The organism is Paenibacillus sp. GP183 (assembly GCF_900104695.1).
GTDB lineage: Bacteria > Bacillota > Bacilli > Paenibacillales > NBRC-103111 > Paenibacillus_AI.
In genome coordinates this window covers 4,326,237-4,351,440 of the sequence record NZ_FNSW01000001.1, presented here as the reverse complement: position 1 = coordinate 4,351,440, position 25,204 = coordinate 4,326,237, and the positions used below count along the sequence as shown (strand labels likewise).

General features: G+C 46.9%; 26 protein-coding genes. 6 read left to right on the top strand and 20 right to left on the bottom strand.

Going from position 1 to position 25,204, the window contains the following annotated elements; genetic code table 11:
* Positions 1 to 13: 13 nt before the first annotated feature.
* The 6 genes from BLV33_RS21420 to BLV33_RS21395 form a co-directional block, all read right to left on the bottom strand.
* On the bottom strand, positions 14 to 430 hold the full coding sequence (locus tag BLV33_RS21420) for a VOC family protein (protein WP_090796591.1): 417 nt from the start codon (positions 428 to 430) through the stop codon (positions 14 to 16).
* Between the two features lie 104 nt (positions 431 to 534).
* Positions 535 to 813 carry a DUF2277 domain-containing protein gene (locus tag BLV33_RS21415; protein WP_090796588.1) on the bottom strand — a complete coding sequence of 93 codons (279 nt, stop codon included), beginning with the start codon at positions 811 to 813 and terminating at the stop codon, positions 535 to 537.
* Between the two features lie 13 nt (positions 814 to 826).
* Positions 827 to 1,294 (bottom strand): GNAT family N-acetyltransferase, encoded by a 468-nt coding sequence (locus tag BLV33_RS21410; protein ID WP_216234807.1) that lies wholly within the window; start codon positions 1,292 to 1,294, stop codon positions 827 to 829.
* Positions 1,295 to 1,316: 22 nt separating this feature from the next.
* Complete coding sequence (locus BLV33_RS21405; protein ID WP_139305791.1) at positions 1,317 to 1,571, bottom strand: hypothetical protein; 255 nt, start codon at positions 1,569 to 1,571, stop codon at positions 1,317 to 1,319.
* Positions 1,572 to 1,632: 61 nt separating this feature from the next.
* Positions 1,633 to 2,556 carry a Gfo/Idh/MocA family protein gene (locus BLV33_RS21400; RefSeq protein ID WP_090796581.1) on the bottom strand — a complete coding sequence of 308 codons (924 nt, stop codon included), beginning with the start codon at positions 2,554 to 2,556 and terminating at the stop codon, positions 1,633 to 1,635.
* Between the two features lie 39 nt (positions 2,557 to 2,595).
* The gene (locus BLV33_RS21395) at positions 2,596 to 3,867 is read right to left on the bottom strand and encodes an MFS transporter (RefSeq protein WP_090796577.1); all 1,272 of its coding nucleotides are present in this window, start codon (positions 3,865 to 3,867) and stop codon (positions 2,596 to 2,598) included.
* Positions 3,868 to 3,995: 128 nt separating this feature from the next.
* Between BLV33_RS21395 and BLV33_RS21390 the strand changes: the two genes are divergently transcribed.
* Positions 3,996 to 4,553, top strand: a complete 558-nt coding sequence (locus BLV33_RS21390) for a hypothetical protein (protein WP_090796573.1) — start codon at positions 3,996 to 3,998, stop codon at positions 4,551 to 4,553.
* 138 nt (positions 4,554 to 4,691) lie between these two features.
* On the opposite strand, the gene BLV33_RS21385 is transcribed toward BLV33_RS21390, so the two are convergent.
* Positions 4,692 to 6,185 (bottom strand): leucyl aminopeptidase, encoded by a 1,494-nt coding sequence (locus BLV33_RS21385; protein ID WP_253187258.1) that lies wholly within the window; start codon positions 6,183 to 6,185, stop codon positions 4,692 to 4,694.
* 54 nt (positions 6,186 to 6,239) lie between these two features.
* A complete protein-coding gene (locus tag BLV33_RS21380) occupies positions 6,240 to 7,271 on the bottom strand; it encodes an aldo/keto reductase (protein ID WP_090796567.1) in 1,032 nt (343 codons plus the stop codon).
* Positions 7,272 to 7,472: 201 nt separating this feature from the next.
* Here BLV33_RS21380 and BLV33_RS21375 point away from each other — a divergent pair, with 201 nt between their 5' ends.
* Complete coding sequence (locus BLV33_RS21375) at positions 7,473 to 8,147, top strand: PDDEXK family nuclease (RefSeq protein ID WP_171909236.1); 675 nt, start codon at positions 7,473 to 7,475, stop codon at positions 8,145 to 8,147.
* A gap of 382 nt (positions 8,148 to 8,529) precedes the next feature.
* Here the strand turns inward: BLV33_RS21375 and BLV33_RS21370 are convergent, their stop codons facing one another.
* From BLV33_RS21370 to sigI, 3 genes are read right to left on the bottom strand one after another with little or no spacing between them, the layout of a single operon-like run.
* Positions 8,530 to 8,838, bottom strand: a complete 309-nt coding sequence (locus BLV33_RS21370; protein ID WP_090796560.1) for a hypothetical protein — start codon at positions 8,836 to 8,838, stop codon at positions 8,530 to 8,532.
* Positions 8,839 to 8,844: 6 nt separating this feature from the next.
* Positions 8,845 to 10,323 (bottom strand): anti-sigma factor domain-containing protein, encoded by a 1,479-nt coding sequence (locus tag BLV33_RS21365; protein ID WP_090796557.1) that lies wholly within the window; start codon positions 10,321 to 10,323, stop codon positions 8,845 to 8,847.
* A gap of 27 nt (positions 10,324 to 10,350) precedes the next feature.
* Entirely contained in the window at positions 10,351 to 11,076 is a 726-nt protein-coding gene (sigI, locus tag BLV33_RS21360) for an RNA polymerase sigma factor SigI (protein ID WP_366414830.1), read from the bottom strand.
* Between the two features lie 302 nt (positions 11,077 to 11,378).
* Between sigI and BLV33_RS21355 the strand changes: the two genes are divergently transcribed.
* Positions 11,379 to 11,876: a hypothetical protein gene (locus BLV33_RS21355; protein ID WP_090796550.1), complete on the top strand. Its 498-nt coding sequence runs from the start codon at positions 11,379 to 11,381 to the stop codon at positions 11,874 to 11,876.
* Between the two features lie 43 nt (positions 11,877 to 11,919).
* On the opposite strand, the gene BLV33_RS21350 is transcribed toward BLV33_RS21355, so the two are convergent.
* Positions 11,920 to 12,345 carry a hypothetical protein gene (locus BLV33_RS21350; protein ID WP_090796546.1) on the bottom strand — a complete coding sequence of 142 codons (426 nt, stop codon included), beginning with the start codon at positions 12,343 to 12,345 and terminating at the stop codon, positions 11,920 to 11,922.
* A 168-nt stretch (positions 12,346 to 12,513) separates the two neighbouring features.
* Here BLV33_RS21350 and BLV33_RS21345 point away from each other — a divergent pair, with 168 nt between their 5' ends.
* From BLV33_RS21345 to BLV33_RS21335, 3 genes are all read left to right on the top strand, one after another.
* The gene (locus tag BLV33_RS21345; RefSeq protein WP_090796542.1) at positions 12,514 to 13,044 is read left to right on the top strand and encodes a DUF4912 domain-containing protein; all 531 of its coding nucleotides are present in this window, start codon (positions 12,514 to 12,516) and stop codon (positions 13,042 to 13,044) included.
* Between the two features lie 6 nt (positions 13,045 to 13,050).
* The gene (locus BLV33_RS21340; protein WP_090796538.1) at positions 13,051 to 14,268 is read left to right on the top strand and encodes a glycosyltransferase family 4 protein; all 1,218 of its coding nucleotides are present in this window, start codon (positions 13,051 to 13,053) and stop codon (positions 14,266 to 14,268) included.
* A gap of 206 nt (positions 14,269 to 14,474) precedes the next feature.
* Complete coding sequence (locus BLV33_RS21335; RefSeq protein ID WP_090796534.1) at positions 14,475 to 16,439, top strand: glycoside hydrolase family 15 protein; 1,965 nt, start codon at positions 14,475 to 14,477, stop codon at positions 16,437 to 16,439.
* 4 nt (positions 16,440 to 16,443) lie between these two features.
* Here the strand turns inward: BLV33_RS21335 and gcvH are convergent, their stop codons facing one another.
* The 8 genes from gcvH to ilvB all read right to left on the bottom strand — a co-directional run bounded on the left by gcvH (position 16,444) and on the right by ilvB (position 25,171).
* The gene (gcvH, locus tag BLV33_RS21330; protein WP_253187127.1) at positions 16,444 to 16,836 is read right to left on the bottom strand and encodes a glycine cleavage system protein H; all 393 of its coding nucleotides are present in this window, start codon (positions 16,834 to 16,836) and stop codon (positions 16,444 to 16,446) included.
* A gap of 85 nt (positions 16,837 to 16,921) precedes the next feature.
* Positions 16,922 to 17,470: a peroxiredoxin gene (locus BLV33_RS21325; protein WP_090796530.1), complete on the bottom strand. Its 549-nt coding sequence runs from the start codon at positions 17,468 to 17,470 to the stop codon at positions 16,922 to 16,924.
* Positions 17,471 to 17,643: 173 nt separating this feature from the next.
* On the bottom strand, positions 17,644 to 18,723 hold the full coding sequence (gene leuB / locus BLV33_RS21320; RefSeq protein ID WP_090796527.1) for a 3-isopropylmalate dehydrogenase: 1,080 nt from the start codon (positions 18,721 to 18,723) through the stop codon (positions 17,644 to 17,646).
* Positions 18,724 to 18,892: 169 nt separating this feature from the next.
* Positions 18,893 to 20,089 (bottom strand): aminotransferase-like domain-containing protein, encoded by a 1,197-nt coding sequence (locus tag BLV33_RS21315; protein WP_090796525.1) that lies wholly within the window; start codon positions 20,087 to 20,089, stop codon positions 18,893 to 18,895.
* 43 nt (positions 20,090 to 20,132) lie between these two features.
* Positions 20,133 to 21,680: a 2-isopropylmalate synthase gene (locus tag BLV33_RS21310; protein WP_090796521.1), complete on the bottom strand. Its 1,548-nt coding sequence runs from the start codon at positions 21,678 to 21,680 to the stop codon at positions 20,133 to 20,135.
* A 121-nt stretch (positions 21,681 to 21,801) separates the two neighbouring features.
* Positions 21,802 to 22,794, bottom strand: coding sequence for a ketol-acid reductoisomerase (ilvC, locus tag BLV33_RS21305; RefSeq protein ID WP_090796518.1), 993 nt, complete (start codon positions 22,792 to 22,794; stop codon positions 21,802 to 21,804).
* A 149-nt stretch (positions 22,795 to 22,943) separates the two neighbouring features.
* Positions 22,944 to 23,429 (bottom strand): acetolactate synthase small subunit, encoded by a 486-nt coding sequence (gene ilvN / locus BLV33_RS21300; RefSeq protein WP_090796514.1) that lies wholly within the window; start codon positions 23,427 to 23,429, stop codon positions 22,944 to 22,946.
* Positions 23,426 to 25,171, bottom strand: a complete 1,746-nt coding sequence (gene ilvB, locus BLV33_RS21295) for a biosynthetic-type acetolactate synthase large subunit (RefSeq protein ID WP_090796511.1) — start codon at positions 25,169 to 25,171, stop codon at positions 23,426 to 23,428. Before ilvB ends, ilvN begins: the two co-directional genes overlap by 4 nt.
* Positions 25,172 to 25,204: the final 33 nt, after the last annotated feature.

The window sequence follows — 25,204 nt, the reverse complement described above, 5'->3', positions numbered from 1 at the left end:
TACCCAATTTCGACTATCCTTGAGTAAATGCACTTTGATCCATATAAATGATCTCCCACTGATGACCGTCAATATCCTGAAAGCTCCGTTGATACATAAACCCCTGATCCATCGGTTCATTTGAAGTTTTTCCGCCCGCTGCCAGCGCCTTATTTACAATCTCATCAACTTGTTCCCTGCTTGCAGCAGATAACGCCACAATAACTTCCGTACTTTTTGTTGCATCGGCAATTTCTTTTTTGATGAAAGTTTTAAAGAAATTTTCGACCAACAGCATGACGAAGATGTTCTCACTGATAATCATACTTGTTGCATTTTCATCGGTAAATTGAGCGTTAAATTCAAAGCCAATTTCAGTAAAAAATTCGACAGATTTATTGAGGTCCTTAACTGGTAAATTAACAAAAATTTTCTCCGATTGCACTCCCATACATTACACCTCATTAAATTAGTATTTTTTTGCCTTCCACAATTACTAGTTTAGCATGTAACTTATGATCTGATTTCTTATGGATTGCTATCTTTAACCGGGTTTTAATTCATTCCCGTTCCGAACCTTTTCGCAGCTCTAGCGCGAGCGCGAGCGATTTCGACATCGCGATTGCGGGGTTCGGCATTGGTTACCATCGAGTCCAACAGATTCCGGGCGACCAAGGCCACGTCCTTGACAGCACGATTAAACGCCTCCTCGTTCGCTTTCGAAGGCTCGTTGAAGCCTGTAAGCTTTCTCACGAATTGGAGCGAGGCCGCCTGAATCTCATCGTTGGTAGCTGGGGGGTCGAAGTTATATAGTGTCTTGATGTTTCGGCACATAGGCTTTCTCCTTTCATGAAGATTTCTTTGATAAGTCCTTCCTCATACAAATACTATCTTTATTATTTACATAGGGCCCATAATTTGCAATTTGTTCATATCCTAATTTCTTGTATAAAGCTATGGCTTCCGGGCTATTTATCCCAGTTTCCAATTCTGCACCAATTTTCCCTTCTTCCAATGCCCATGCTTCAAGCTCCATGAGTATGGCTTTGGCAATGCCCTTTCCCCTTTTTTCTGCTTTTACATACATTCTTTTAATTTCGACTATCCTTTCATTTTCGGTGACTCTAAAACAACCACAACCCACAGGATCGTCATCATCATAAGCAACAACTACATTTGCATCTAGTTTGATTAAGTTAAAAGCAATAAAATTTTGTTGTGTTTCAGGATATCGATTCCACAAATCTTTATCCAGTAATTCTATTAGACTGCTAAAATCAGGGTTTTCTGAAGTAGTTCTTTTTATCCTGATCATCTTCATTCTCCTTATTTTTATTTTACAGATGTGCCGGAGACAAAAAGTAAGAATACCATAAGGTCGTAAAATAAATGTCGACAACAGCCTGATAGGTGAACTCCTTGAGAGGACTTCGTTCATCCAATCTCCGCCGCCACACTACCATCCAACCATAGCTGAGTAATAGCACCAAGACAAGGATCAAATAAGCAAAATAACCTTGCTGCATGAAATCAGGCATCATTTCCAATGCGATTGGTTTCTTATAGTCGCCGATAGTCAGAACTTTTACCAAAGCATACATCCCGATCAGTATGGCCATATGCCGATTGGCATGGCTGATAAGCTCATTTTCGCTAACGGATCAGCTTTTCTACTAATTGATGCGTCGGCAAAACCAGATCGGCGCGTATGCTGCAAGCATCGGGAGAATCCAGGCTCTGCAGAAAGTGGTCCACCGCTCCGGCAAACCCGCGGCGTGCCAAGATGGTGTCCCAGCTGCCAAATGAGCAAACCTTCGGCATGGAACCTTTTTCATAGAAAACAGCTTTCTCCAGGTTGTTCACCTCAGCTGATCGCCCATTTCCATGAAGCTCCAGCTTCTCATGATCCACTCCGGCCAGCCGGACCATGCTGAAGCTTCCGACAGAAGTTCCAAAGGATAGGCTGCCTGAGGCATGTAGCAGTCTTCCATCGTGATCCACATGCTGTGAATGAGAGCTGATTTCATAGTCCTCATCACCCAGCCAAACCAGCAAATCCAGCATATGGATTAAATCATCGTAATAAGATTTGGGAGCACTGTGGTTTTGCTGCTTCGTTCGATGCTTTACCGCAGAGCACCAATCGAAGCCTCCTGCTTCTGTAAGCCATTGCTTTGCTCCCACATACATCGGGGCAAAACGTCGGTTAAAGCCCACCCCCAGCAAAACTCCCTTACGCTCTGCGAAGGCTGCCATTTCCACAGACTCCTTCCAATCATAGGACAAGGGTTTATCCACATATACTGCAACACCTTGAGTCAGACATTCCATTGCCAGAGCATAATGCGTTTCGGTTGGACTGTGGAGAAAGACTGCGTCCAAATTGAGATCCAGCAGCTCTTTGAGCTTCGTGGTCCCAAAAGGAATCCTGTACTTGGCTTTCATCTGCTCCACCGTTAAAGCCGATCTGCTCATCATGCCTGCGATTTGGACATTTTCGTTGGCCGACAGCAGCGGCAAATATACTTTTTGGGCAATGTCACCCAGGCCGACTAAGCCGATTCTTTTAACACCCATACGGATCTTCCTTTCCTCTTTACATGAATGGCTTTATTGCTATTGAATGACACGGGCTTCCCCTAAAACCTTACGCCCCATAGCTGCTCCCAATACCAAAAGTATAAATCCAATGACAACTGAGATCCCAAACGTTTGCACCCATGCGGGCAGAACTGCAGCGATTTCGTATAGTTTACCTCCCAATACAGGTCCCAAAAAACCAGCAATACCCGTCAGCGCTGAATAGGTAGCTACATACATAGGACGCTCGCTTTTAGGCGTGTCCCCTATGGTATAGGTGAACACCATTTGATTGAAGCCGCCCAGACCAATACCAAGCAAGATGTGCACAATGAGCAGGACGAGTATCGTCGGTAGAAACGGCAGCGTACCCCAAACTAAGCAGGAAGCTGCGATAAAAGGAAGCGACCAGAGCAGCAGCTTTTTGGCGCTATGCCTGGAATTGAGGTTTCCCCAAACATAGTAGCTTGCCATCATGACCATCGTATGAACAATCGTGATGATCGAGATCCAGTTATAGCCGATATTCAAAAGCTTGAGCATCACATACGAAAAAAATGGTACCGATATCCCTTGCAAGAACAAAAACATCGATAAAAAAAGGATAGCTTTCCGGAATTCTTTATCCTTCAACGGCTTTCCCACCATGCTCAGAGGATTGGATTCTGTAGAGGTCTCAAACGGAAGATTCGGATAAAAGAAATAAGCTGTCACATTCAGAACCGCACAAACAGCGCAAATGAGAAATAGATAGTTAAAGCCCTCGATGCCGGGATGGTGCTCCAAAATTTGACCGCCAACATACAGGGCCAAACTGCTGACAGCGCCAAGAATCGTATTCCGTATGCCAAAATAACGGCCTCTCACTGCAGCAGGCACCATATCACTAATCAGTGATGTCCAGACTACACTTCCAAGCGCATTGCTCAGGTGGGCCAACGTAAACAAAACAATATACATCGTAACCCATCCGCTTTTTTCAAATAAAAGAGGAATGAGTCCTACGCTGCTCCATAGAATCCGGTGCAAGGACCCAAACAGGATCAGCATGGCTTTGCGGTTTCTAAATTTTTGCATCACCACTGCCATAAAAACCTGGGCCACATTTACGAGTGTCGTAATGGCCAGTACAAAGCCAATTTGCTGGCTATTTGCCCCCAAAACCAATAAATAACCCGTTAAAAAGGGTCCTCCCAACAGCTGCATGATAATTACTGCGGGAAATCCTTCAATAACAGCGGCAATTAAAGAACGGCGGCCTTCCGATACCTTCCTCCGTGATTTGCGAAATTTGTCAAACGAAAACATATTGCAAGCTCCTTTTTAACCTTATCTTGGCTTCTCGACCGAATCTTTCAACTACAAACCTTTGCCTGCTTATGTTAAAATAGGACTGTTCTACTATTCTATAAGTCTGTGAGGTATTAAGAATTACAATGAAAAGAAGCACCTTTGGACTTATCATCAGCGTCTTGCTCTTTTTGATCTTTATTGTACTAGCAATTATGTTAGAGTCAACTGCTTATTTGTATATCGCGAGTATACTTCCGATCGTCATTGTCCCCTTCCTTCCAGATCTCCGTTCCAGCCAATATATAAGAACAGACAAACCCCGTCAATCGGTCAGGCTGATCAAGCTTCGCAGCTCAGAAGGATCGACAGGTGCCCTGTTAGTCATCGCATTTGCGCCAGGGTTTGTAAATTGGCGTAAAAACCGGCTCTACTTCAACTTCGGGGACGCGGTCACTTATGAAGCGCTCCTGCCGGAAGACGATATCGTGTCCATGCCTGTTTTAAAATATGATCTGAATCGTCATCCGCGCAAAAAGAATTGGGTAGGCATCTCGCTGCCCCAGCTTAAACAGCGCATTAAGCAGCTCTCGTATACAACCAAGGAAGTCAATCGCTTGGTCATTCAATTGGAGGATTTGAATGAAGTCCTCGAGCTTTCGGCGATAAGCAGCTCATCCGTGGATCATGGTGTGCAGGCATAAGCCATAAAAGTCATGTGAAACTCAAAAGGATAAGCGGCTAACCAACCTAAATGACATGTGTGCTAATCAAGTTATATACTCAAAAAAGTCACCTCAACGGTTTCCTTGTAATCAAGGTCGGCCATGAGGTGACTTTTTTCAAATGGAGTACGGCCGGCAAATATATTCGGCCACCGTGCGCACCATAGCTCCGGTTCCGCCTTTGGGCTCTATGCCTTTTTGGCTCCATAACCAGGCTGTCCCGCCGGTGTCCAGATGAATCCATGGGGTGTCCTCAGCAAATGCGCCAATGAACAGTCCCCCCGTGATGGCTCCTGCCCATCGATTCGAGGTCGCATTCTTGATATCGGCAACGTCGCTTTTCAACATGGCTCGGTATTCCGGGTAGTTGGGCAGCTGCCAAACCTTCTCTCCCGCCTGCTCTGCGGCCTGGAGGAACGGTCTCAAGAAAGCATCATCGTTCGTTAACGCTCCGGTCGCGACATCCGCCAGACTGATGAGAATGGCGCCTGTTAATGTGGCTACATCTATCAAATGGTTAGCTCCCAGTTGTTTCGCATATGTCACTCCGTCTGCAAGGACAATACGCCCTTCCGCATCGGTATTAAGTACTTCTACCGTCCTGCCCCCGAGCAGTGTAATCACATCACCCGGCTTGAAGGCTGCGCCGGACGTCATATTCTCCGCTGAAGGGATGACTGCGATCAGGTTGACCTTCGGCCGGAGCTGGCCCACCACATGCATGGCCCCAAGCAGCGTTGCGGCTCCGCCCATATCGCTGATCATCTCTTCCATGCCCTCCGGCCTTTTCATCGAGACTCCGCCGGTGTCAAAGGTCACGCCCTTGCCGACGAGGCCCAGCACATCGGCGGAAGCCGGATCCCCCTGATACCTCAGGGTGATCATTCTGGGTGGGTTGGCGCTGCCTTTGCCCACCGCGTGGAGACCGCCCATCCCGTGGGCGGCGATCTCGTGCTCATCCAGCACCTCGCACGCGAAGCCGTAGTGCTGTGCCAGCTTCTCGGCTTCCTTCGCGAGAGAAGCCGGGACCAGGACATTGCCCGGGAGGTTCGTCAGATCCCGGGCATAGTTCGTGCCATCCGCATATGCCTCCGCGATGCGGATGGCCTCCTCCAGAGGCGCTGCCTGCGCAGCTGCCTCGGTCAAGATCCAAGCCTGACGGAGCTCCGCTCGCTCAGGCTTATCCCGCTGGAACGTCGCGATGCGATACGTACCGAGCAGGAGCCCTTCGGTCAGCGCGTGTGCGGCTGACCGCGGATTTATGGAGCTTGGCAGCTTCAGCGCCAAGCTTTCGATGCCCAGCGCGAGCGCCTTGCGCGCTGCATGCACTGCGGCTGCGCGCAGCGTATCGCGAGTGGTCGCGGGGCCGAGCCCCGCCACGAGCACGTACGCGTACGGCAGCAGCCCGTGGGTGGGCAGCGCCTCCAGGTCCCCGGAGGCGGACGTGAAGAGGCCCTTCTCGTGCAGGCGCAGAAGGGCTTGGTCTAGCTGCGGCTGGCCCAGCAGGGCGTCCTGGCGCAGCTCGGTTTCCGTGAGGCAGACGAGTATGGCGTCTGCCTCGACGTCGCGGTGGTGAAGCGAGGTGAAGGGCTTCACCGCAAATCGGGTCATTTTCTCAAACATCTTATTTCTCCTCAGCTCAGTCTGCTATCATCTTTATTCCCGTCATTTGCTTACAGATCTAGTCAAATAAGATACCGATTCCATAATAACCTTCCTCATCGGCAGGTGATAAGGGCATTTTTGCTCACACAGCGGCTTATCTTTACAGGGCTCATAATCAGCGCAGGACAGAAACTGATCCTTTTGCATTTGATAGAATTCTTCTCCTTTAGGCAAAAGCCCAAATTTTTCACGGATCTTACTCGATATCATCACATCCGGAATCCTGATCTCGAGCGGACAGGAGCAATAATTGCAACGTCTGCAATTATGCTCGCCAAGCTCATCAGCCAGCTGCTCCAGCTCAACGCGCTCTCCATCGCCGACCTCTTGTTCCATCGCGGCCATATTTTCCTGGACCTCTTGCCTGCTGGTCATCCCCGAAATGATGACGTGCACATCCTGGCTGTAAGGATAGCGTATTGCGGTTTCCACGGGCTGGATAAACCCGCCGGATAAAGGCTTCATGGCGATCTTCATCATATTTTGACCCGTTGCCTCGGGAATTAATTCATTCAAAGCAAAGGGCTGCGCTAAATTGAGATGAAACAGCACTTGATCAAATTGCCCCTTGCTGATCCATTTAGCCAAAAGCTCCGGGCGGTGCCCTGTGATCCCAATATATTTGACCTTGCCCTCGCGTTGCGCCTCCAAAGCAGCTTCATAAGCGCCGCCTTCAGCCATCACCGCTTTAAATTCGTGCACATAATTCACGTAATGAATTTGCAATAAATCCACTTGCTCCGTCTGTAACCGCTCTAAGCTGCGATTAATTTCTTCCTTCGCGGCCGCATAATCGCGCTTGTTTGTTTTAGTTGCCAGAAAAAACTCATCTCTCCGATGGGAAATCGAAGCTCCAATGATCTCTTCACTGTTCCTATAGCCGGCAGCTGTATCTATATAGTTTATGCCTTGATCCAGAGCAAAATTAAGCGCATCCCGGGCTTGTTCGAAGGGAACTCCAGGCAAGTTCATAGCACCGAAACCGAGTGAGGATACGTTAAAATCAGTTTTGCCTAACATTGTATATCTCATGCTTATCTCCTCTTCTCCTTTTCCGTGTGTTTCACCCATATATATCTTTTTTTCTTTTATTTTAATACAACCCTGTTTCAGTTACTAGAGGAGCTTAAATATATACCAACCAATCGCCTAAATGTTGTATAATGAACTCAGACGAAGAACGTCCTATACGCCTTTACCGGCGCAAGGGCGTTCTTTTTATTTTAAGGAGGAATGATCTATTTGAATTTTGACCATCTGCACAAAGAATTTATCGATTTCCATTTGTCCAAGAGGAATGGCGAGAGAAAAGGCCGATTGCTCAGGGGGCATAATCACGCCGAGAAGCTGCTGCTCCAAAATGTATGGATGCCGCTATTCGGTTCTCTGGAACATTTGCATCCGGAATATGAGGTGTATGACTGGAACCGCAAATCGCAATTTCTCGACTTTGCCTTCCTTCCTCCATTTGGCCGTTTCGGAATTGAATGCGATGGCTTTCAGAGCCATGTGAGGGATATGGACCGGGAAGGGTTTAGCTACGCCTTGAATCGCGATACCTTTCTGACGGGCATGGGGTGGAGAATGATTCATTTCTCCTTTGACGATGTACAAAATCGTCCCGAGGTTTGCCGTATGCTGCTGCAATTGGATATCGGTCCTTATCTTATCCGTAACAAACCCGCTGCTCCCGTGATGTCTGAAGAAAGAGACGTGCTTCGATTAGCTTGGAAATTAGGGAAGCCTATCCGTCCTATGGACGTATCCAACTATTTTAAGGTCAATTATCGCACAGCTCGTAAATGGCTTCATTCTTTGGTGGAAAAAGCATATCTTTCTCCAATCACACGTGGCGGGGATGTCCGATATTATGAGCTTAAAGAAGTTCCACTGGAACAGCTGCTGTAACCCAATTCGACAACTTCAACTTTAATCGTACTGGTGTTTGCGAGCTTTTGTGAGATTCTTTTGTTCATTTAACTCGCAGCACACAGGCAACGTTCCCAAACACTGCATTTTGTACACTACGGATTTGGTCTGGAAACTCATATTACTAAGAACAGTGTACCCAGTACATTGTTATTTTTCAATCAGCCCCTGCACGAGTAAATCTTAAAATTTGAGTGTACGTTTTACACTGTTGTCTCATTCTCAGAGTCTAGCAAGATTAAACAATGTACGTTTTACACTGTTTGCATCTGTTATTCAATTGTTGAGTATCTTCGAGCATCTGGAAACAATCAACAACAAGAAAAAGGAAGCCTTCCGGCTCCCGACAGGATTTATTTGTTTAAGGCAGCAGTAGTGTCTTATGTATGTTAATGGTTTGGACTTTGGTTTGGACTTTGGTTTGGACTTTGGTTTGGACTTTGGTTTGGACTTTGGTTTGGACTTTGGTTTGGACTTTGGTTTGGACTTTGGTTTGGACTTTGGTTTGGACTTTGGTTTGGACTTTGGTTTGGACTTTGGTTTGGACTTTGGTTTGGACTTTGGTTTGGACTTTGGTTTGGACTTTGGTTTGGACTTTGGTTTGGACTTTGGTTTGGACTTTGGCATTTGTACCTTCGCTTTGGCACTTGCTTGCAATCAAGCCGTACACAGCAGACTAATTACCACTGCCTTTGTTATCTCCTCGATTACTGTCCCCTTGCTTCTTATCAGCTTGTTGGTCTTTATTAGTTCCGTCCGAATTCGAGTTGTTCCCATCCTTTGGTTTAGGTTTGGGAGAAGGCGTTTTTGTAGGTGACGGTTTAAGAGAGGCCCCCGGATTATCCGATGAGGAGCCCCCCTTCTGGTTATCTCCATTTTTGTTACCATCGCTCTTGTTGTTATCCTTATTAGGGTCATTGTTCTTGTTGGTATTGCCATTGTTGTCGTTATTCTTGTTAGTATTGCCGCTATTATCGGTACTCTTGTTGGTATTGCCATTAGGATCAATGATCCTGTTGCTATTCTTGTTATTGTCATTCTTGTTATTATCATTCTTACTATTATCATTCTTACTATTATCATTATTGGTAATGCCATTCTTTGTATCGTTGTTCGAATTAATATTGCCGTGATTCAATAGGAAGTCGCTCCAAGAGGAATTCTTATTGCTCGTTGGGTTCGGCTTACTATTTTGATTGGTTTTGTTGTCTTGATTGGTTTTGTTGTCTTGATTGTTCTTGCTGCTATTGTCATTATTTTTATTATTATTGTTGCCTTTATTATTGTTGTTGTTTTTGTCATTAACTTGAGCCTTTTCTGTGAGCTTTCCACTCTTTTCTTCATCCAGAAGCTCTTTAAGAACTGTTTTGGTAATTGGCTTTGCCGAATCAATCAGATTATTCATTCCGCCGTTACCTTTAGCCAATTGATGAATGGATTTATTTTGGATTTCATCAATCGTTATTTGAGTTCCATTGTTCAGCGCGTTTAGATAAACGGCATATTTACCGGCAGTAACCCCGCTTACCTTCGCTTCATTCCTAATCTCTATGGGTGCAGCAAAAGCGGTTACTTCGTAATTTTTTACTTGCGTGGGATGGGCCGATTCAATATGTTTAGCGACTTGAATTCTGAGTTTATCGGCGATTGCCTCATCATTCAGTGTTGTTTTGTCCTGTACGATGGTGCTGCTGATCACGATATCGCCTTCCCCTTTGGCAAGGGCGCCCTGCTCGGCTTTATCAAGAATGGCCGCCGTCACATCTTCAAGATTCTTGCCTTTAAACGTCAGATTGGCAATCAATGCGATGCCATCTGCATTTACTCCACGCAGATCACGTACAATCTCTTGGCTGTCGATCCCGATTTCAATGCTGGGATTTATATCAATGGAGACGTAAGCGACAACTTGACCATTAGCTGTTTTCGCTTGAAGTCCTGTAATCAGAACTAAGCAAAGCACAGCGGCAGCAACCAAGCCTGAAACTATAGCTAATGGAGGAACCTTACGCCGCGGTGCCACTGCATCAGCATAGACAATTTCTTCACCGACCTCACAAGATCGGTCCGCTCTAGGCAGCTTATCAAAACGTCCGCTTGACGTCATCACTATGATGTTGGATTCGTTAATTTCCATTACGATTCCCTTATTCATGCCGATCTCCCTTTCTCAGTCTATATGTCAATCTTCCCTGATCTGTAAGTAATCTCGCAAATAGGGATAAGGTCCTTGATAAATTAAAGCGATGGCAATCAAAAATTTGCGGTTGCGCTCTAATGTTTTTCTGGATACCTCTACACGTTCGAGCAGTTCTTTGATGGGTAGCTGTTTTTTAACGAGCAAGGTACTCATAAGATCAGCATCCTGGGAAAACTGCTTCCCGATGTGAAACAACATCTGCCTAGAATCATCGTGTTTGGGAGAGTGCTCCGTCAGCTCGACAAACGAAATTTCGAACTCTGCCAAAGAGCGGCTGAACTCGGCGATCTCACTTCGTCTTTCCTCAAGACCTTTTTGTTTTTCAAAATGCTCAATGGCCTGATGAATTTCAATCGGGTTGATGATATTATTTTCTTCATCTTCCTGATCAAACGAGCTGTAAGGTATTTGTCCGCGAAAGCGCTGCTCCTTGCGCAAATAATCGATCAATCTGCGGCGAATTACGGTTTCAGCGAAGCCCAGAAAAGATTTGCCCATAGGAGCGGAGAATTGATTGATAGCTTCATTAAAGGCAGCAAGAGCAATGCTGAATTCATCATCTCTAGCAGGATCTATATATCTTTTACAAAACCGGCTTGTCACTTTGGCTACAAACGGTTGGTAATCAGCAATAAATTGATTGCGAAGCCGCAAATCACCATCTTGAATGTGCTGCACCATCTCTTCAGGAACAGAGGGGGTATCCATTTTCAGCTCTCTCGAAGATCGCTTCCCGAGAAATTTCTTAAATAGTACGAGTAACACTGCTCCACCTCACAATATACAATTTCGTTAGTTGATCAGTACTTAAGGGGGTAAACCATCGCTCTATTATATCAGAATCCATTATATTTGACCGATAATTGGTGAATAAGTTTCAAAAATCCAGCAAAAAGTTAATTATTCTTATTCCGGCACCTACCCGGATTAGACAAACCTCCAAAAGGATATTATAGGATTAATGACAAACCAAAATCGAGAGCTTTCGTATGTACAAGGAGGATTCGCCAATGCTGCCGTCTACCTTGAATGAATTGGATCAGGTCGCCGATGAATGCAGGGCTATGGTAACCAAAAGAGCAGCTCTTTCAGGCACAATAGCCGCAATCCCGATTCCGGGAGCCGACTTCCTCGCCGATATCAACATGTTGTCCAAATTAATTCCCAAGATTAATAAACGCTTTGGCTTGTCTGAGCAGGAAATATCGAATTTCAGTACTGAGAAAAAGACGTTCCTGTACAGTGCGATCTCTTCGGTCGGCAGCAGGTTTATTGGAAGATCGGTAACTCATCGATTAATCATGCACGTATTGAAAAAAATGGGCATCCGTTATTCGGCCAAGCTGGGTGTCAAATATGTCCCTTTGCTGGGTACAGCAACTGCCGGAATCTTGAGCTTTAGTGCCATGAAATATTTGGGAAATGCCCATGTGAATGAATGCTATCAGGTTGCAAAAAAAATGATTGAAATGCATGAACCGTTGGATTTTGAAATGGCTTCTCAATAAAAAAGGATACCGGATGCTGATCCGGTACCCTTTTGAATCGAGCTTATTTTGAGCCGTTTGCGGCTTTTTTGTTTTGCAGCTTGAATTGTCTGGCTCCCAAGGTCTGCAGGCGCTTTTTTAATTGTTGCTCCCATTGGGCGTCGTCCAGTGATTTAGCTACGCTTAAAAGATCTAGCGCCATATCAATTTGACTGTTCACGATTTCCATGGGGTCTTCACCTTCATGATTGACACAATTTTCGTGCAGCAATGAATCCTTGTTTTCCGCATATTCCATGAAATCCACTTCACTGGCGCCATCACCATGCGCATATTCGGCTAAAATGTCATATTCATTCTCCACGAGATAATGTACTTGAATGCGGTGACAAACCGGACAAAACAAGATGGGCACATTATGAATCTGAGTTCGGATATGCTTTAAAGTCCCCTTCGTACCTATCATGCTGGCTCCACAACAAAAGCTCATGGAAAATCCCTCCTAACGGTATGGCTGTATCACAATGTATTCGTCAATCACTTCGGAAATTCCTTTTTTATAGGGACAAGAAGTTTTTGGATTCGGTTCCCCAAAACATGCTACAATTAATTAACCATTCATAGGAGATTCAATGAGTCTTGAAGAAAAGGTGAGACCATTAACCATAATCCTTCCTCCAACGTTAACATCCTTAAGAATAAGCTGAATCTGCAGCTCCGGGAACCAAATGCACTTTTTGCAGTTTGGCAGTTATCTCCGGCGAAGATCGATTTAATCCATGAGCATTATGGCACGGACTGGCAGTATTTGCGTCCTTTTTTGCGGCTTTACGATATCACGGGATTGTCCTTTGATGGCGGCCAGGCTCATGAACTGAGGCAATTATCTGTGAAGGGTCTTTCCTCCTGTTGGATTCAGAACTTGAAGCTTGGGCGTACGTATTTGGCCGATCTGGGTATTTGGAATCGAGAGGATCGTTTTTTACCGCTGATCCGGTCCAATCGGATAACAATTCCCTCTGTCATGGGTATGGACGAAGACCTAATTTCTCAAGAAGGTTTCTGCAGCACATCTATTTTTCCAAATGGACGATTACTTCCACCTGATTATATTGATTTTAGCGCATATACCGTATATTCACCTATATATCGCTCCAAGAAACAGCAGAATCCAAGCAAAGAGGACTAAAAGCGTATGATCATAGGCGAATCTCCTGAAAAAACTCCGGCTAAACTTCGCATCCTCATGCTGGCATGGGAATATCCACCGCACATGATAGGCGGACTGGCTCGCGCTGTATGCGATCTTTCGAGACATCTGACTGCAAAGGGACATCAAGTTCATGTCATTACCGGCCAATCCGCGGTTTCCCCGCTGTTTGAAACCATGGAAGGTGTTCATATTCATCGGGCTCAGGGACTCCACTCGTTGGAACGCCTGGATTTCATCGATTGGGTTTTTCAAATGAACTTGGCTTTCGTCGATGCGATACATAATCTTACCGCACAAGGAGTCGATTTTGATCTCGTTCATGCTCATGACTGGCTGGTTTATTATGCTGCAAGGGCTTGTAAGAAAACTTACAAGCTTCCGCTAATAGCCACCATACATGCAACTGAGTTCGGTCGCAACCAAGGACTGCTCGAAACCGAGCTCCAGAAACGGATTAACAGGTTGGAAGGCAAGCTGGTGCTGGAAGCGGATCAAATTATAGTTTGCAGTCATGCCATGGTCAAAGAGGTCAGTCAATTGTTTTCCCTGCCGTCTGACCAAATAGCGCGAATTCCCAACGGCGTCGAGCCTTATCTTGAAAGCGGACTGGACAGCGACCTTGTCAGTCCATTTTTGCTGGAAATCATCAACCCGCTGAAAGACGAACTATTGGTCTGTTATTTGGGCAGGCTTGTATATGAAAAAGGTGTGCATATTCTAATTGAAGCAATAGGCTTGGTTGCGGCCCAAATTCCTCAGGTAAAACTCCTTATTGCAGGAATAGGACCTGCACAGGAATGGTTGGAGGAGTTAGCTTCTTCGCATGCTGAGCATGTCCAATTTCTCGGATTTTTAGCTGATATAGACAAGCATTATCTCCTGAAGCAATCAGTGCTATTTGTTGCTCCGAGCTTGTATGAGCCATTTGGCATCTCCCTTCTGGAAGCTATGGCAAGCGGCACCCCTGTCATTGTGTCAGAAGTCGGAGGTTTAACGGAAATCGTTAAGCATGAGGTGAATGGCTGTATAGTCCCTCCCAATGACGCGAGGGCTTTGGCTTTTCAGATCATGGAATTACTGCAAGCCCCTGAATACGGAATCCAGCTCGGTGAAACCGCAAGGGCAAATGTCGCAATTGACTTTAACTTGTCACACATTGCTGATGCAACCGTAAAATGTTATCTAACCCTGATGGCATAAATAAATTAATGCCATTAAAGTTATATATTGTTAATCTTTATAAATATTTGAATTCTGTAAGCGTTACCTAATGCCCATTCTCACTTTATTTTCCTCTAACCATTGATTCCTTTTCAAGAATTAGGTAACCTATTTGCAGGTGTTCGATACCGACATCGCCATGAATTTGTGACTACGCTCAACAAACGATAGAGGGAAGTGATTTTTTGCCTAGACATTTAGTTATCGGAAATGGGAAATTTCTAATAAACCTCGATCAACATTCTTATATGCGCGATCTTTATTATCCCTATGTGGGTCAGCTTAATCATATCGGCGGCTATCATTGCCGGGTCGGTGTGTGGGTTGACGGAGCGTTCGCTTGGCTCAATGCCCCGGAATGGCAAGTTCACCTTTCCTATGTTAAGGACTCACTTGTTACTGAAGTGACAGCTACCCATCCAGGACTGGGTATTACCCTGCTGATGAATGATGCTGTCCATCAACGCGAAGATATTTATCTCAAAAGAGTTCAAATCACAAACCTCAAAAACACAGTGCGGGAAGTCCGCATGTTCTTTAATCAGGATCTGCTGATCAATGAAACCGAGGTGGGCGATACCGCGGCATATTATCCGGCGACCAATACGGTTTTTCACTATAAAAAAGACCGCTACTTCATGTTTAATGGCAGCACCGGCAATGAGGGCATTTTTCAGTATTCGACCGGGGTCAAAAGATTTTACAATGCGGAGGGTACATGGCGCGATGCGGAAGACGGCCATCTGATGGGCAATGCGATTGCTCAAGGCTCCGTTGACAGCACCATCAGCTTCAAGCTGTTTGTACCGCCGGACGCAAACCAAACGATGTATTACTGGATGTCAGCCGGCAAAACACTCGAGGAAGTCAAGAAGCTCGATACCTATGTAAAAGACAGCCATCCCGGCAAGCTGCTCGATCGCGTCAAGGTCTATTGGCAGCGTTGGTCCAACAAGGTAGAACGCGATTATTGCGACCTAAGCCCTGAGGTTATACGTTTGTACAAGCAGAGTCTGCTGATTGTACGCACACAAACGGACGACAACGGCGCAATTATTGCCGCCAATGACTCCGATATCATGCAAAGCAACCGCGACCACTATAGCTACATGTGGCCCAGAGACGGCGCTTTGATTGCCTATTCCATGTCAATGGCAGGCTATCAAGGGATGATCACTCCCTTCTTTAAATTTTGCGCGAATGTCCTCTCCTCCGAAGGATATTTGCATCACAAATACAACCCTGACGGAACCGTCGGCTCGAGCTGGCATCCTTACATTCATGCCGGAAAGGTCCAGCTTCCCATTCAAGAGGATGAGACGGCCCTTGTGCTCTTTGCCTTGTGGGAGGATTTCCAGAAGCATGGCAGTCTGGAATTCGTTCAATCCCTGTATCGCACACTGGTACGCAGCGCAGCACGTTTCATGTCCACTTACATCGATCAGGACTTGAATCTTCCCAAACCTAGCTATGATCTTTGGGAAGAGCGTTACGGTATTTTCACCTTTACCGCTTCTGCAGTTTATGGAGGGTTGATTGCTGCCTCTAACTTCAGCAACCTGTTCGGCGATGAAGAACGCAGCAGCCGCTATAGGCATACGGCAGAAAGAATCAAGGCAGGCATCCTCGATCAACTTTGGGATGAAAATGAAGGCAGATTCGTGCGCGGCCTATATATGGAGGACGGAAAATGGGTCAAGGATATGACACTGGAGAGCTCGGTGTATGGAATTTTTGAATTCGGCGTCCTGCCCGCTGATGATGAACGTGTCGTGAAGACGATGCTGGCCAACAAAGCCGGCCTTACCGTCAAGACCGACGTAGGCGGCTCCGCCCGTTATCACCATGATTATTATTTCCAGCGCTCCTCGGACATCGATAATATTCCCGGCAATCCTTGGATCATCTGTACACTCTGGATCGCCGAGTGGGAAATCGAGTACGCCAAATCGTTGGCTGAGCTCGAGTCCCCGCGCAAGACGTTGGAATGGGTCGTTGAGCATTCACTCGAGAGTGGTATCCTGCCGGAGCAGCTTGATCCATTTAATGGCGACCCTGTATCGGTGGCGCCTCTAACCTGGTCGCACGCGACCTATGTGCTTTCCGTTGTGAAATACCTGAAGAAGTACAAACAGTTATCCGGTTCTTAAGCCATCAAAATTTGTTTATATCATAATGTTCCATATATTTCCTGGCATCCCATAACAGCTTTACTTGCTCAGGTTGGGACATCTCGATAACAATGATCCATCCTTGATGATAGGGTGAAGTATTGAGAATGGCGGGTTTCTTCTCTAAAGCAGAATGTACAGCTGTAATTTTGCCTGAAAGCGGAGAGATTAGATCTTCTGTCTCTTCGATGTGCTCAATACTGCCAAAGATTTCGTCGGCATGAATGAAGCTGTTGAGTTCCGGCAGTTCTATGAATAGAATCATCCCCAAGCTCATTTGGGCGTAATCCGTAATCCCTAATGTTGCGCGATTTCCTTCTATACGCACCCAGAGATGTCCAGGAGAATAAAGCAGATCATCTGGAGTATCCATCATTTCAATTTGACCTCTCTTTCATAGCAAAAGCTCCCCAAACCGCTTGAAAACGGACAAGGGGAGCTTATTTGGCATGGATTCGAGCTTACTTCGCTACAAGCGTTTTTTCGCCCGGCTTCCAGTTCATTGGGCACAATCCGCCGGATTGAAGCGCTTGAAGCACACGGAGTGTTTCTTCAACACTGCGTCCTACATCGTTGTGGTTAACGACTTGATATTTAAGTTCGCCTTTTGGATCAATGATGAAAAGTCCGCGAAGCGCAATGCCTTCTTCTTCAATTAGGACGTCATAATCACGAGCTACGGATTTGGTCACATCAGCAGCAAGCGGGAAATTCAGCTTACCAAGGCCGTTGTCATTTACAGGTGTATTGATCCAAGCGCGGTGGGAATGCTTGCTGTCTGTGGATACTCCAAGGATCTCAGTGTCGAGTGCCTTGAACTGATCGGCTGCATAGCTAAGCGCTGTAATTTCTGTAGGACAAATAAATGTGAAGTCCAAAGGATAGAAGAACAGCACCAACCATTTTCCTTCATAATCCGTTAGGGATGCATGTCCAAAGTCCTGCCCGTTGCCTAAAGCTGTTTCCATTGAAAAAAACGGGGCTTTCTTACCAACTAAACGATCTGCCATATTCGATTCCTCCTATTTTTTTCTCTATTATAGTTTCTCCATTAAAATCGTAACATTCGACAAAATGATTGTCAAATTGGCTAGAACCTATACTAGGTAATAATCATTATAATGCTGTAAAAACGTGTAAAATGCTTGTCGGCTAAGCAGCCGACAAGCATTCAATTGAACCCTTACTTGCTCATCGCTGCCAGAATCAGACCGCCCATAGCTGTGGTGCCGATCGCTTTACTTTTGTCAACGGCAATATCTCCAGTGCGGTGACCTGCATCAAGCACATTCTTCACAGCGCGCTCGATGGAGTCAGCGGCATCATGATAGCCGAAGGTCAAACGGAACATGAGTGCAACAGACAGAATGGTTGCAATCGGATTCGAGATCCCCTGTCCTGCAATATCAGGGGCAGAGCCATGCACAGGCTCATACAAACCGAAGCTTCCCTCTCCCAGTGATGCAGAGGATAGCATACCGATCGAGCCAGTCAACATAGCCGCTTCGTCGCTCAGAATGTCTCCGAACATGTTCTCCGTCACGATGACGTCGAAGCTTGAAGGACGTCGCAGCAGCTGCATGGCGCAGTTGTCGACAAGTACATGATCCAATTCTACATCCGGATAATCAGCAGAAATGCGATTGACGGTCTCTCTCCATAATCGGGAGGTTTCCAGAACATTCGCTTTGTCAACCGAAGTCAGCTTCTTGCGGCGGGTACGGGCGATCTCGAACGCTTGGCGCGCAATACGCTCGATTTCTTTCACATTATAAGTGCAAGTGTCCACGGCTTCCAAGCCGTCAGGCGATTCACGACGGAATTTATCACCGAAATAGATACCGCCTGTCAGCTCACGAACAACGATCAAATCGGTGCCATCCAGAACCTCTGGTTTCAAAGTGGAAGCTTCCTTCAAGCAATCGAAAATAACGGCAGGGCGAATATTCGAAAATAATCCAAGCGCTTTGCGGATACCCAGCAGGCCCGTCTCAGGACGAGTTTCCTTAGGGTTGTTATCCCATTTCGGTCCGCCAACAGCGCCTAACAATACAGCATCTGCGGCTTGGCAGACAGCCAAGGTCTCATCAGGCAGCGGCGTGCCTTTCTTATCAATAGCAATTCCGCCAAACAAGGCATGCTCGGTTTCAAACTTATAGCCAAACAGTTCTTCCGTACGCTTTAATACTTTTTCCGCTTCAGCGATTACTTCCGGACCAATCCCGTCACCGGCGATCACTGCGATTTTTTTTACTTCTGCCATTACAGTCATTCACTCCCTATCGAAATGTGCTATGTCTTTTGTATCACACTTTTACTAGAGATACAAAGATATAAAATCTATGGCTTTAATAGGCTGAACCTATAATCAATGAAAAGTAAGCCCGCTTCCTCTAGGGTAGCGGGGTAATTTCCTGCTATAGCTGCCCATCCTAAGCTTTTGATAAACTCGACTGCAGGGCAGCAGTCAGCTTTTGCATGCCCAAAATGGTGGTCTCCCGATCCGTATGGGTGTAGTTTAATCGCATGGTGTTGTACATGGGTTCTTCTGCATAAAAGGATGACCCCGGTACAAAGGCCACTCCCTCTTGAACTGCCAGCTTCAGCAGTTCCTCTGCCTTGATGGGCTCAGGCAGCTCCACCCAGAAGAACATGCCGCCTTTCGGCTCGTTCCATTTGGCGCCCGGCCAATTATGCTCTTGCAGTAAGCTGGCCATGAATCTCATGCGCTCTTCATATTGGCGGCGGATCAAAACAATATGCGCATCCAAATCAAAATGCTTCAAAAGCTGATACAGCGTCTGCTGGTCCAATGAGCTGGAATGCAGGTCCGCCGCTTGCTTGGCTCTGGTCATATTGCGAATAACCGCCGGATCGCCGATCACCCAACCCGTACGAAAAGCCGGAGCTACGGTTTTGGAAAAAGTGCTCGTATATACCACACAGCTGCCTTCAGGATGCTCATCCAGGGAAAAGATCGACGGGTATTTCTCATCTGCGTTAAACTGAATTTCTCCGTACGGGTCATCTTCAAGAATCAAGACGTTCGCCTTGCGGCATATCTCGAGCAATCCTTTACGTCTTTCCAGACTCCATGCTTTGCCGGTTGGATTGGAAAAAGTTGGAATGACATAAACCATCTTCGGTTTATACTTTTGAATTTTCATCGCAAGATCTTCCAGATCCATGCCATCTTGATCACCCTCTACGGAATACAGCTTAGCTTCCTTCGCTTTGAAAACCTGAATAGCAGACAGATAAGTCGGCTTCTCTACTAAAATGGTATCGCCGGGGTCAATGTAGACGCGAGTCAATAAATCAATGGCCTGCTGAGAGCCTGTAGTCAAAAGCATCTCATTTGGTGTAACATGCATGCCCTTCTTCGCCATACGGTGGCAAATCGCTTCACGAAGAGGCGTATACCCCTCCGTCAGTCCGTATTGGAGAGCAGATTTACCCTGCTGCATAACCCTTTGAAAAGCTTCACCCACTTCGGCGAGCGGAAAATATTGTTCTGCCGGCAAGCCGCCAGCGAAGGAAATGACCGAATTGCCCTGAGTCAATTTGAGAATTTCCCTTACGGCCGATGTGGAGAAACCGTTCAAGGATTTGGAGAATTGATAGTTCATAGTAGAACGCTCCTTTTAAGCTCTGAATGATAGCACTCGCCTGTCAAATTAATGTTACATTGCTTCTGTTGCCGATTCCCGTATTGCGTCTTTCCACAAGCCGGTTTACGGCGTCGAGGTAAGCCTTGGCGCTGGCTTCAAGGATGTCCGTGCTGACTCCTCTGCCCTGCACGGAAATGTCTTTTTGGCGAAGTACAACGTGGACCTCCCCGAGCGCATCCTTGCCGTGCGAAACCGATTTGATCGAGTAGTCCTCCAGCTCGACCTCTTCTTTGGTCACAAAATCAATGGCATTGTAGATGGCATCGACTGATCCGTTACCTTCCGCATGCTCTTCCATCAGCGCGCCGTCCTGCGTTTTGATGCTGACCGTAGCTGTTGGAGTCGTTTGATTGCCGTAAGCGACCTGAATCGCTCCCAGTACATACATCTGAGGAGTCTCGATCAGCTTCTCCTCGATGATGACGCGGATATCTTCATCCGCGACCTGTTTTTTGCGGTCCGCCAAATCCTTAAACTTGGCAAAAGCTTCGTTGACCTGTTCATCGCTGAGCATATAGCCCAGGTCAATGAGCTTTTCCCGGAACGCATGGCGGCCGGAGTGCTTGCCCAGTACGAGCTTGCTTTCCTTGAGACCAATGGTCTCGGGAGACATGATCTCGTACGTCGTCTTCTCCTTCAGCATCCCATCTTGATGGATGCCCGATTCGTGGGCGAACGCATTCGCGCCCACGATCGCTTTATTCCCCGGTACGACCATACCGGTCAGCTTGCTGACCAAACGACTCGTGCGGTAGATCTCACCCAGCACCAGCGAGGTCTTCGCTTGGTAGAACTCCTGGCGAGTTTCCAGCGCCATCGCGACCTCTTCGAGCGAGGTGTTGCCGGCGCGCTCGCCGATGCCATTGATGGTACCCTCGATCTGATCGGCACCATTTTGCACTGCAGCCAGCGCGTTGGCGGTAGCCAATCCGAGATCGTCGTGGCAGTGCGCGCTAAGCTGGATTTTCTCAATCCCAGGCACCTGCTGCTTCAGGGTCTTAAAGATGTTCCCGAATTCGCTCGGCGACATAAACCCTACCGTATCTGGAATGTTGACGACTGTAGCACCCGCACGAATGGCCATAGCCGTTACCTCGATCAGGAAATCCAGCTCGGTGCGTCCAGCATCTTCAGGCGAGAATTCGATCTTATCAAAGTATTTTTTGGCATATTTGATAGCCGCTTCAGCTGTTTCCAGCACCTGATGCTTCTCCATCCGCAGCTTATGCTTGCGATGAATCGGCGAGGTCGCCAAAAACACATGCAGGCAAGGATCCTGCGCTCCCTTGAGCGCTTCTCTCACTGCATCGATATCCTGCTCCCGTGAACGAGCGAGTCCGATCACGCTTGCATTCTTGATCGCTTTGGCCACGGCATGGACACCGGCCAGATCTCCCGGAGACGCAGCGGGAAAGCCGGCCTCGATGCGGTCCACCCCGAGCTTCTCGAGCTGCAGGCCGATCTCCACTTTCTCCTGCGTGTTGAGGTTCACACCAGGCGACTGTTCTCCGTCCCGGAGGGTGGTATCGAAGATGTATATTTTTCTCATCGCGGGCCTCCTAAAACACATTTGAAAAGGTTACTCCTATTTAGAGCAAGGAGTGAATAAAACCCTGAGGTCCATTCACTCCCTGTGTGATTCCTGCTAATAATCCGGAAAATGTGTTTTGTTATTTTTTGATCCAGTGCATCATTTCACGAAGCTGACCACCAACGACTTCAATGGGGTGCTGGGCTTCATTGCGGCGGGCAGCCGACATGAACGCATTGTTGGATTGATTTTCAAGGATGAAATCGCGGGCGAATTTACCTTGCTGGATATCCGTTAACACAGCCTTCATCGCTTTCTTGGTTTCGTCCGTAATGATTTTAGGTCCAGTGATATAATCACCATATTCAGCTGTATTACTGATGGAGCTGCGCATGGAAGAAATTCCGCCTTCATACATCATATCCACAATCAGCTTTAGCTCATGCAAGCACTCGAAGTAAGCCATTTCAGGCGCATACCCGGCTTCAACCAAAGTCTCGAAGCCTGCTTTAACCAGCGCGGTTGTTCCGCCGCAGAGTACGGCTTGCTCACCGAACAGATCCGTTTCGGTCTCTTCACGGAATGAGGTTTCGATAACGCCCGCACGTGTACAGCCAATCCCTTTTGCATAGGCCAGACCAATAGCTTTAGCATTGCCTGTTGCATCCTGCTCAATAGCAATCAATCCAGGAACTCCGAAGCCTTCTACATAAGTACGGCGTACCATGTGTCCAGGGGACTTGGGAGCGACAAGAAGCACGTCCGTGCCTTCGGGTGCTACAATTTGTCCAAAATGAACATTAAACCCATGGGAGAACATGATCGCTGCGCCTTTTTTCATATTAGGCTGGATTTCTTCTCTATATACTCTTGCTTGAGTTTCATCCGGCATCAAGATTTGAATCACATCTGCGCGCATGGCTGCTTCTTGAACCGACACAACCTCAAAGCCATCGTTTTGTGCGGATTTGAAAGAACGTCCTTGACGAAGACCTATAATCACCTGTAATCCGCTGTCACGCAGATTCTGGGCTTGAGCATGGCCTTGGGAGCCATAACCGATCACCGCAATTGTCTTGCCTTTAAGTACGCTTAAATCTGCATCCTTTTCGTAAAACGTTGTTACTGCCATTGTGAATGAATCCTCCTTTGATATGATAAGACCTTTTTATTGACCCGTTGAATGGGCATTTCAATGATTTAACCAATTGGCGTGTTAAAGGATAAATCGCTGAAAGCCCCATTCAAGCAGGCTTTTCATTCCATTTTTTTGATTCTGCCTTATCTCGAGCCGCGAATCATGGCCGTAACGCCGGTGCGGGAAAGCTCTCTGATTCCATAAGGGATAAGTAATTCTACCATTGCATCTATTTTATCCGAATCGCCCACAACTTGCACGATTAAAGAATTTGGACTAATATCTACCACGGCTGCGCGGAACGTTTCGACAACTCCCAAGATCTCGGGACGCACGCCCGGCTCCGCATTTACCTTGATTAAAGCAACTTCTCTCGCTACCATTGGATTGGAGCTCAAATCGATAACTTTGATGACATCAATCAGCTTATAAAGCTGTTTGGAGATCTGCTCCAAAGTCGTGTTATCTCCGGTTGTCACAATAACCATTCTGGAGAGCCCGAGTTCTTCGGACTCTCCGACAGTGATGCTTTCAATATTAAAGCCTCTTCGACCGAACAAGCCGGACACCCGCTGCAAAACTCCAGGTTGATTGTTAACTAAAATCGAAATCGTATGTTTGGTGATCATTCGGAGTCCCCCAAGATTATATCGCTGATGGTATCGCCTGCTCTTACCATTGGGAATACATTCTCGTCTCTTCGAACAACGAAATCGATCATGACAGGACCAGGCGTATCCAATGCTTCCTGCCAAACCTTCCTCGCTTCCTCCTTGTTCGAGGCTCGCAGCCCTTTTACGCCGTAAGCTTCCGCAAGCTTGACGAAATCAGGACTTCCAGCCAAGTCAATATGGCTGAAACGTTGATCATGAATAATTTCCTGCCACTGTCTTACCATACCCAACACTTGATTGTTGATAATGACAATTTTCACAGGAATATTATTAATTGCACAAATGGCAAGCTCCTGCGAGCACATCTGAATGCCGCCGTCACCGTTAATCGAAACGACCAGCTTATCCGGATTCCCCATCTGTGCGCCAATCGCGGAAGGAAAACCGAAGCCCATTGTGCCGAGACCGCCGGATGTTACCATGGAACGCGGATTTTTGAACTTGTAATACTGGGCCGTCCACATTTGATGCTGTCCCACATCCGTCGTAACAATAGCCTCGCCGCCTGTGGTCTCATTGATCATTTCGATGACGTACTGCGGCTTGAGCTCTGTTTCAGAATCCTTATAACGCAATGGATGTGCCGTTTTTTGCTTATCGATTTCTACCAGCCATGCCGCGCTTTGGGCAGGTTTGGCTTTCGTATTGGCATATTCCAACACGGCCTTGATATCCCCCACTACAGGAATATCCGTTTTAATATTTTTGCCGATTTCCGCAGGATCCACATCGATGTGCGCGATCTTCTTGGCCATGGGCGCGAAACCGTCGAGCTTCATCGTCACCCGATCATCAAAACGTGATCCGATGGAAATGATCAAATCTGCATGTTGCAGCGCGAAGTTCGCTGCAAAGGTACCATGCATGCCCGGCATTCCCATCCATAGCTCATGTGCGCTTGGAAAACCGCCTAGACCGAGCAAGGTGGTTGTTATCGGAATTCGTGTCTTATTGACAAATTCGATTATTTCTTGTGAAGCCCCGGAGTATACGACTCCTCCGCCCGCCAGAATAACGGGACGCTCCGCTTCTTCAATCGCTTTGATGAGCTTATCCACTTGTTGCTTATTCGGATGCACAGTCGGATTATAACCGCGAATATTTACTTGGTTCACCGGATGATAAACTGTCTTTTGAGCGGATACATCCTTGGGTATGTCAATCAGCACAGGACCTTTACGGCCCGTGGAAGCGATATGGAAGGCTTCGTGAATAATTCGCGGCAGGTCATTGACATCCCGCACCAGGTAGCTGTGCTTTGTAATCGGCATGGTAATGCCGGTAATGTCAGCCTCCTGGAATGCATCCGTGCCGATAAAGTTCGTAGCGACATTCCCTGTGATAACCACCAACGGAACGGAATCCATATAGGCTGTGGCAATGCCGGTGACCAAATTCGTAGCCCCCGGTCCGGAAGTTGCGATACATACTCCTACTTTACCTGTTGAGCGGGCATATCCGTCTGCAGCGTGAATGGCTCCTTGTTCATGGCGAGTGAGCAAGTGGTTGAAATCTGTAAAGTCGTGCATGGCATCGTAGATATAGAGAACTGCCCCGCCCGGATAACCAAAGACGCAGTCCACTCCCTCCAGCAGCAAACTTCGAAGCAGGATTTCCGAGCCTGTAATCAGGTCGGGCTGACTCAGCTTCTCCATTAATTCTTCTTTAGATCTTTGTGGCTTTGTTTCGACATTCATAGTGATCCTCCTCTCGAAAAGTCAGTCCTTACA

Bases quoted from the DNA above. Each gene is read 5' to 3' on its own strand.
- BLV33_RS21420 (WP_090796591.1), bottom strand. From the start codon at position 430: ATGGGAGTGCAATCGGAGAAAATTTTTGTTAATTTACCAGTTAAGGAC.
- BLV33_RS21415 (WP_090796588.1), bottom strand. From the start codon at position 813: ATGTGCCGAAACATCAAGACACTATATAACTTCGACCCCCCAGCTACC.
- BLV33_RS21410 (WP_216234807.1), bottom strand. From the start codon at position 1,294: ATGATCAGGATAAAAAGAACTACTTCAGAAAACCCTGATTTTAGCAGT.
- BLV33_RS21400 (WP_090796581.1), bottom strand. From the start codon at position 2,556: ATGGGTGTTAAAAGAATCGGCTTAGTCGGCCTGGGTGACATTGCCCAA.
- BLV33_RS21395 (WP_090796577.1), bottom strand. From the start codon at position 3,867: ATGTTTTCGTTTGACAAATTTCGCAAATCACGGAGGAAGGTATCGGAA.
- BLV33_RS21390 (WP_090796573.1), top strand. From the start codon at position 3,996: ATGAAAAGAAGCACCTTTGGACTTATCATCAGCGTCTTGCTCTTTTTG.
- BLV33_RS21385 (WP_253187258.1), bottom strand. From the start codon at position 6,185: ATGACCCGATTTGCGGTGAAGCCCTTCACCTCGCTTCACCACCGCGAC.
- BLV33_RS21380 (WP_090796567.1), bottom strand. From the start codon at position 7,271: ATGAGATATACAATGTTAGGCAAAACTGATTTTAACGTATCCTCACTC.
- BLV33_RS21375 (WP_171909236.1), top strand. From the start codon at position 7,473: ATGATCTATTTGAATTTTGACCATCTGCACAAAGAATTTATCGATTTC.
- BLV33_RS21365 (WP_090796557.1), bottom strand. From the start codon at position 10,323: ATGAATAAGGGAATCGTAATGGAAATTAACGAATCCAACATCATAGTG.
- sigI (WP_366414830.1), bottom strand. From the start codon at position 11,076: ATGGATACCCCCTCTGTTCCTGAAGAGATGGTGCAGCACATTCAAGAT.
- BLV33_RS21355 (WP_090796550.1), top strand. From the start codon at position 11,379: ATGCTGCCGTCTACCTTGAATGAATTGGATCAGGTCGCCGATGAATGC.
- BLV33_RS21350 (WP_090796546.1), bottom strand. From the start codon at position 12,345: ATGAGCTTTTGTTGTGGAGCCAGCATGATAGGTACGAAGGGGACTTTA.
- BLV33_RS21340 (WP_090796538.1), top strand. From the start codon at position 13,051: ATGATCATAGGCGAATCTCCTGAAAAAACTCCGGCTAAACTTCGCATC.
- gcvH (WP_253187127.1), bottom strand. From the start codon at position 16,836: ATGATGGATACTCCAGATGATCTGCTTTATTCTCCTGGACATCTCTGG.
- BLV33_RS21325 (WP_090796530.1), bottom strand. From the start codon at position 17,470: ATGGCAGATCGTTTAGTTGGTAAGAAAGCCCCGTTTTTTTCAATGGAA.
- leuB (WP_090796527.1), bottom strand. From the start codon at position 18,723: ATGGCAGAAGTAAAAAAAATCGCAGTGATCGCCGGTGACGGGATTGGT.
- BLV33_RS21315 (WP_090796525.1), bottom strand. From the start codon at position 20,089: ATGAACTATCAATTCTCCAAATCCTTGAACGGTTTCTCCACATCGGCC.
- BLV33_RS21310 (WP_090796521.1), bottom strand. From the start codon at position 21,680: ATGAGAAAAATATACATCTTCGATACCACCCTCCGGGACGGAGAACAG.
- ilvC (WP_090796518.1), bottom strand. From the start codon at position 22,794: ATGGCAGTAACAACGTTTTACGAAAAGGATGCAGATTTAAGCGTACTT.
- ilvN (WP_090796514.1), bottom strand. From the start codon at position 23,429: ATGATCACCAAACATACGATTTCGATTTTAGTTAACAATCAACCTGGA.
- ilvB (WP_090796511.1), bottom strand. From the start codon at position 25,171: ATGAATGTCGAAACAAAGCCACAAAGATCTAAAGAAGAATTAATGGAG.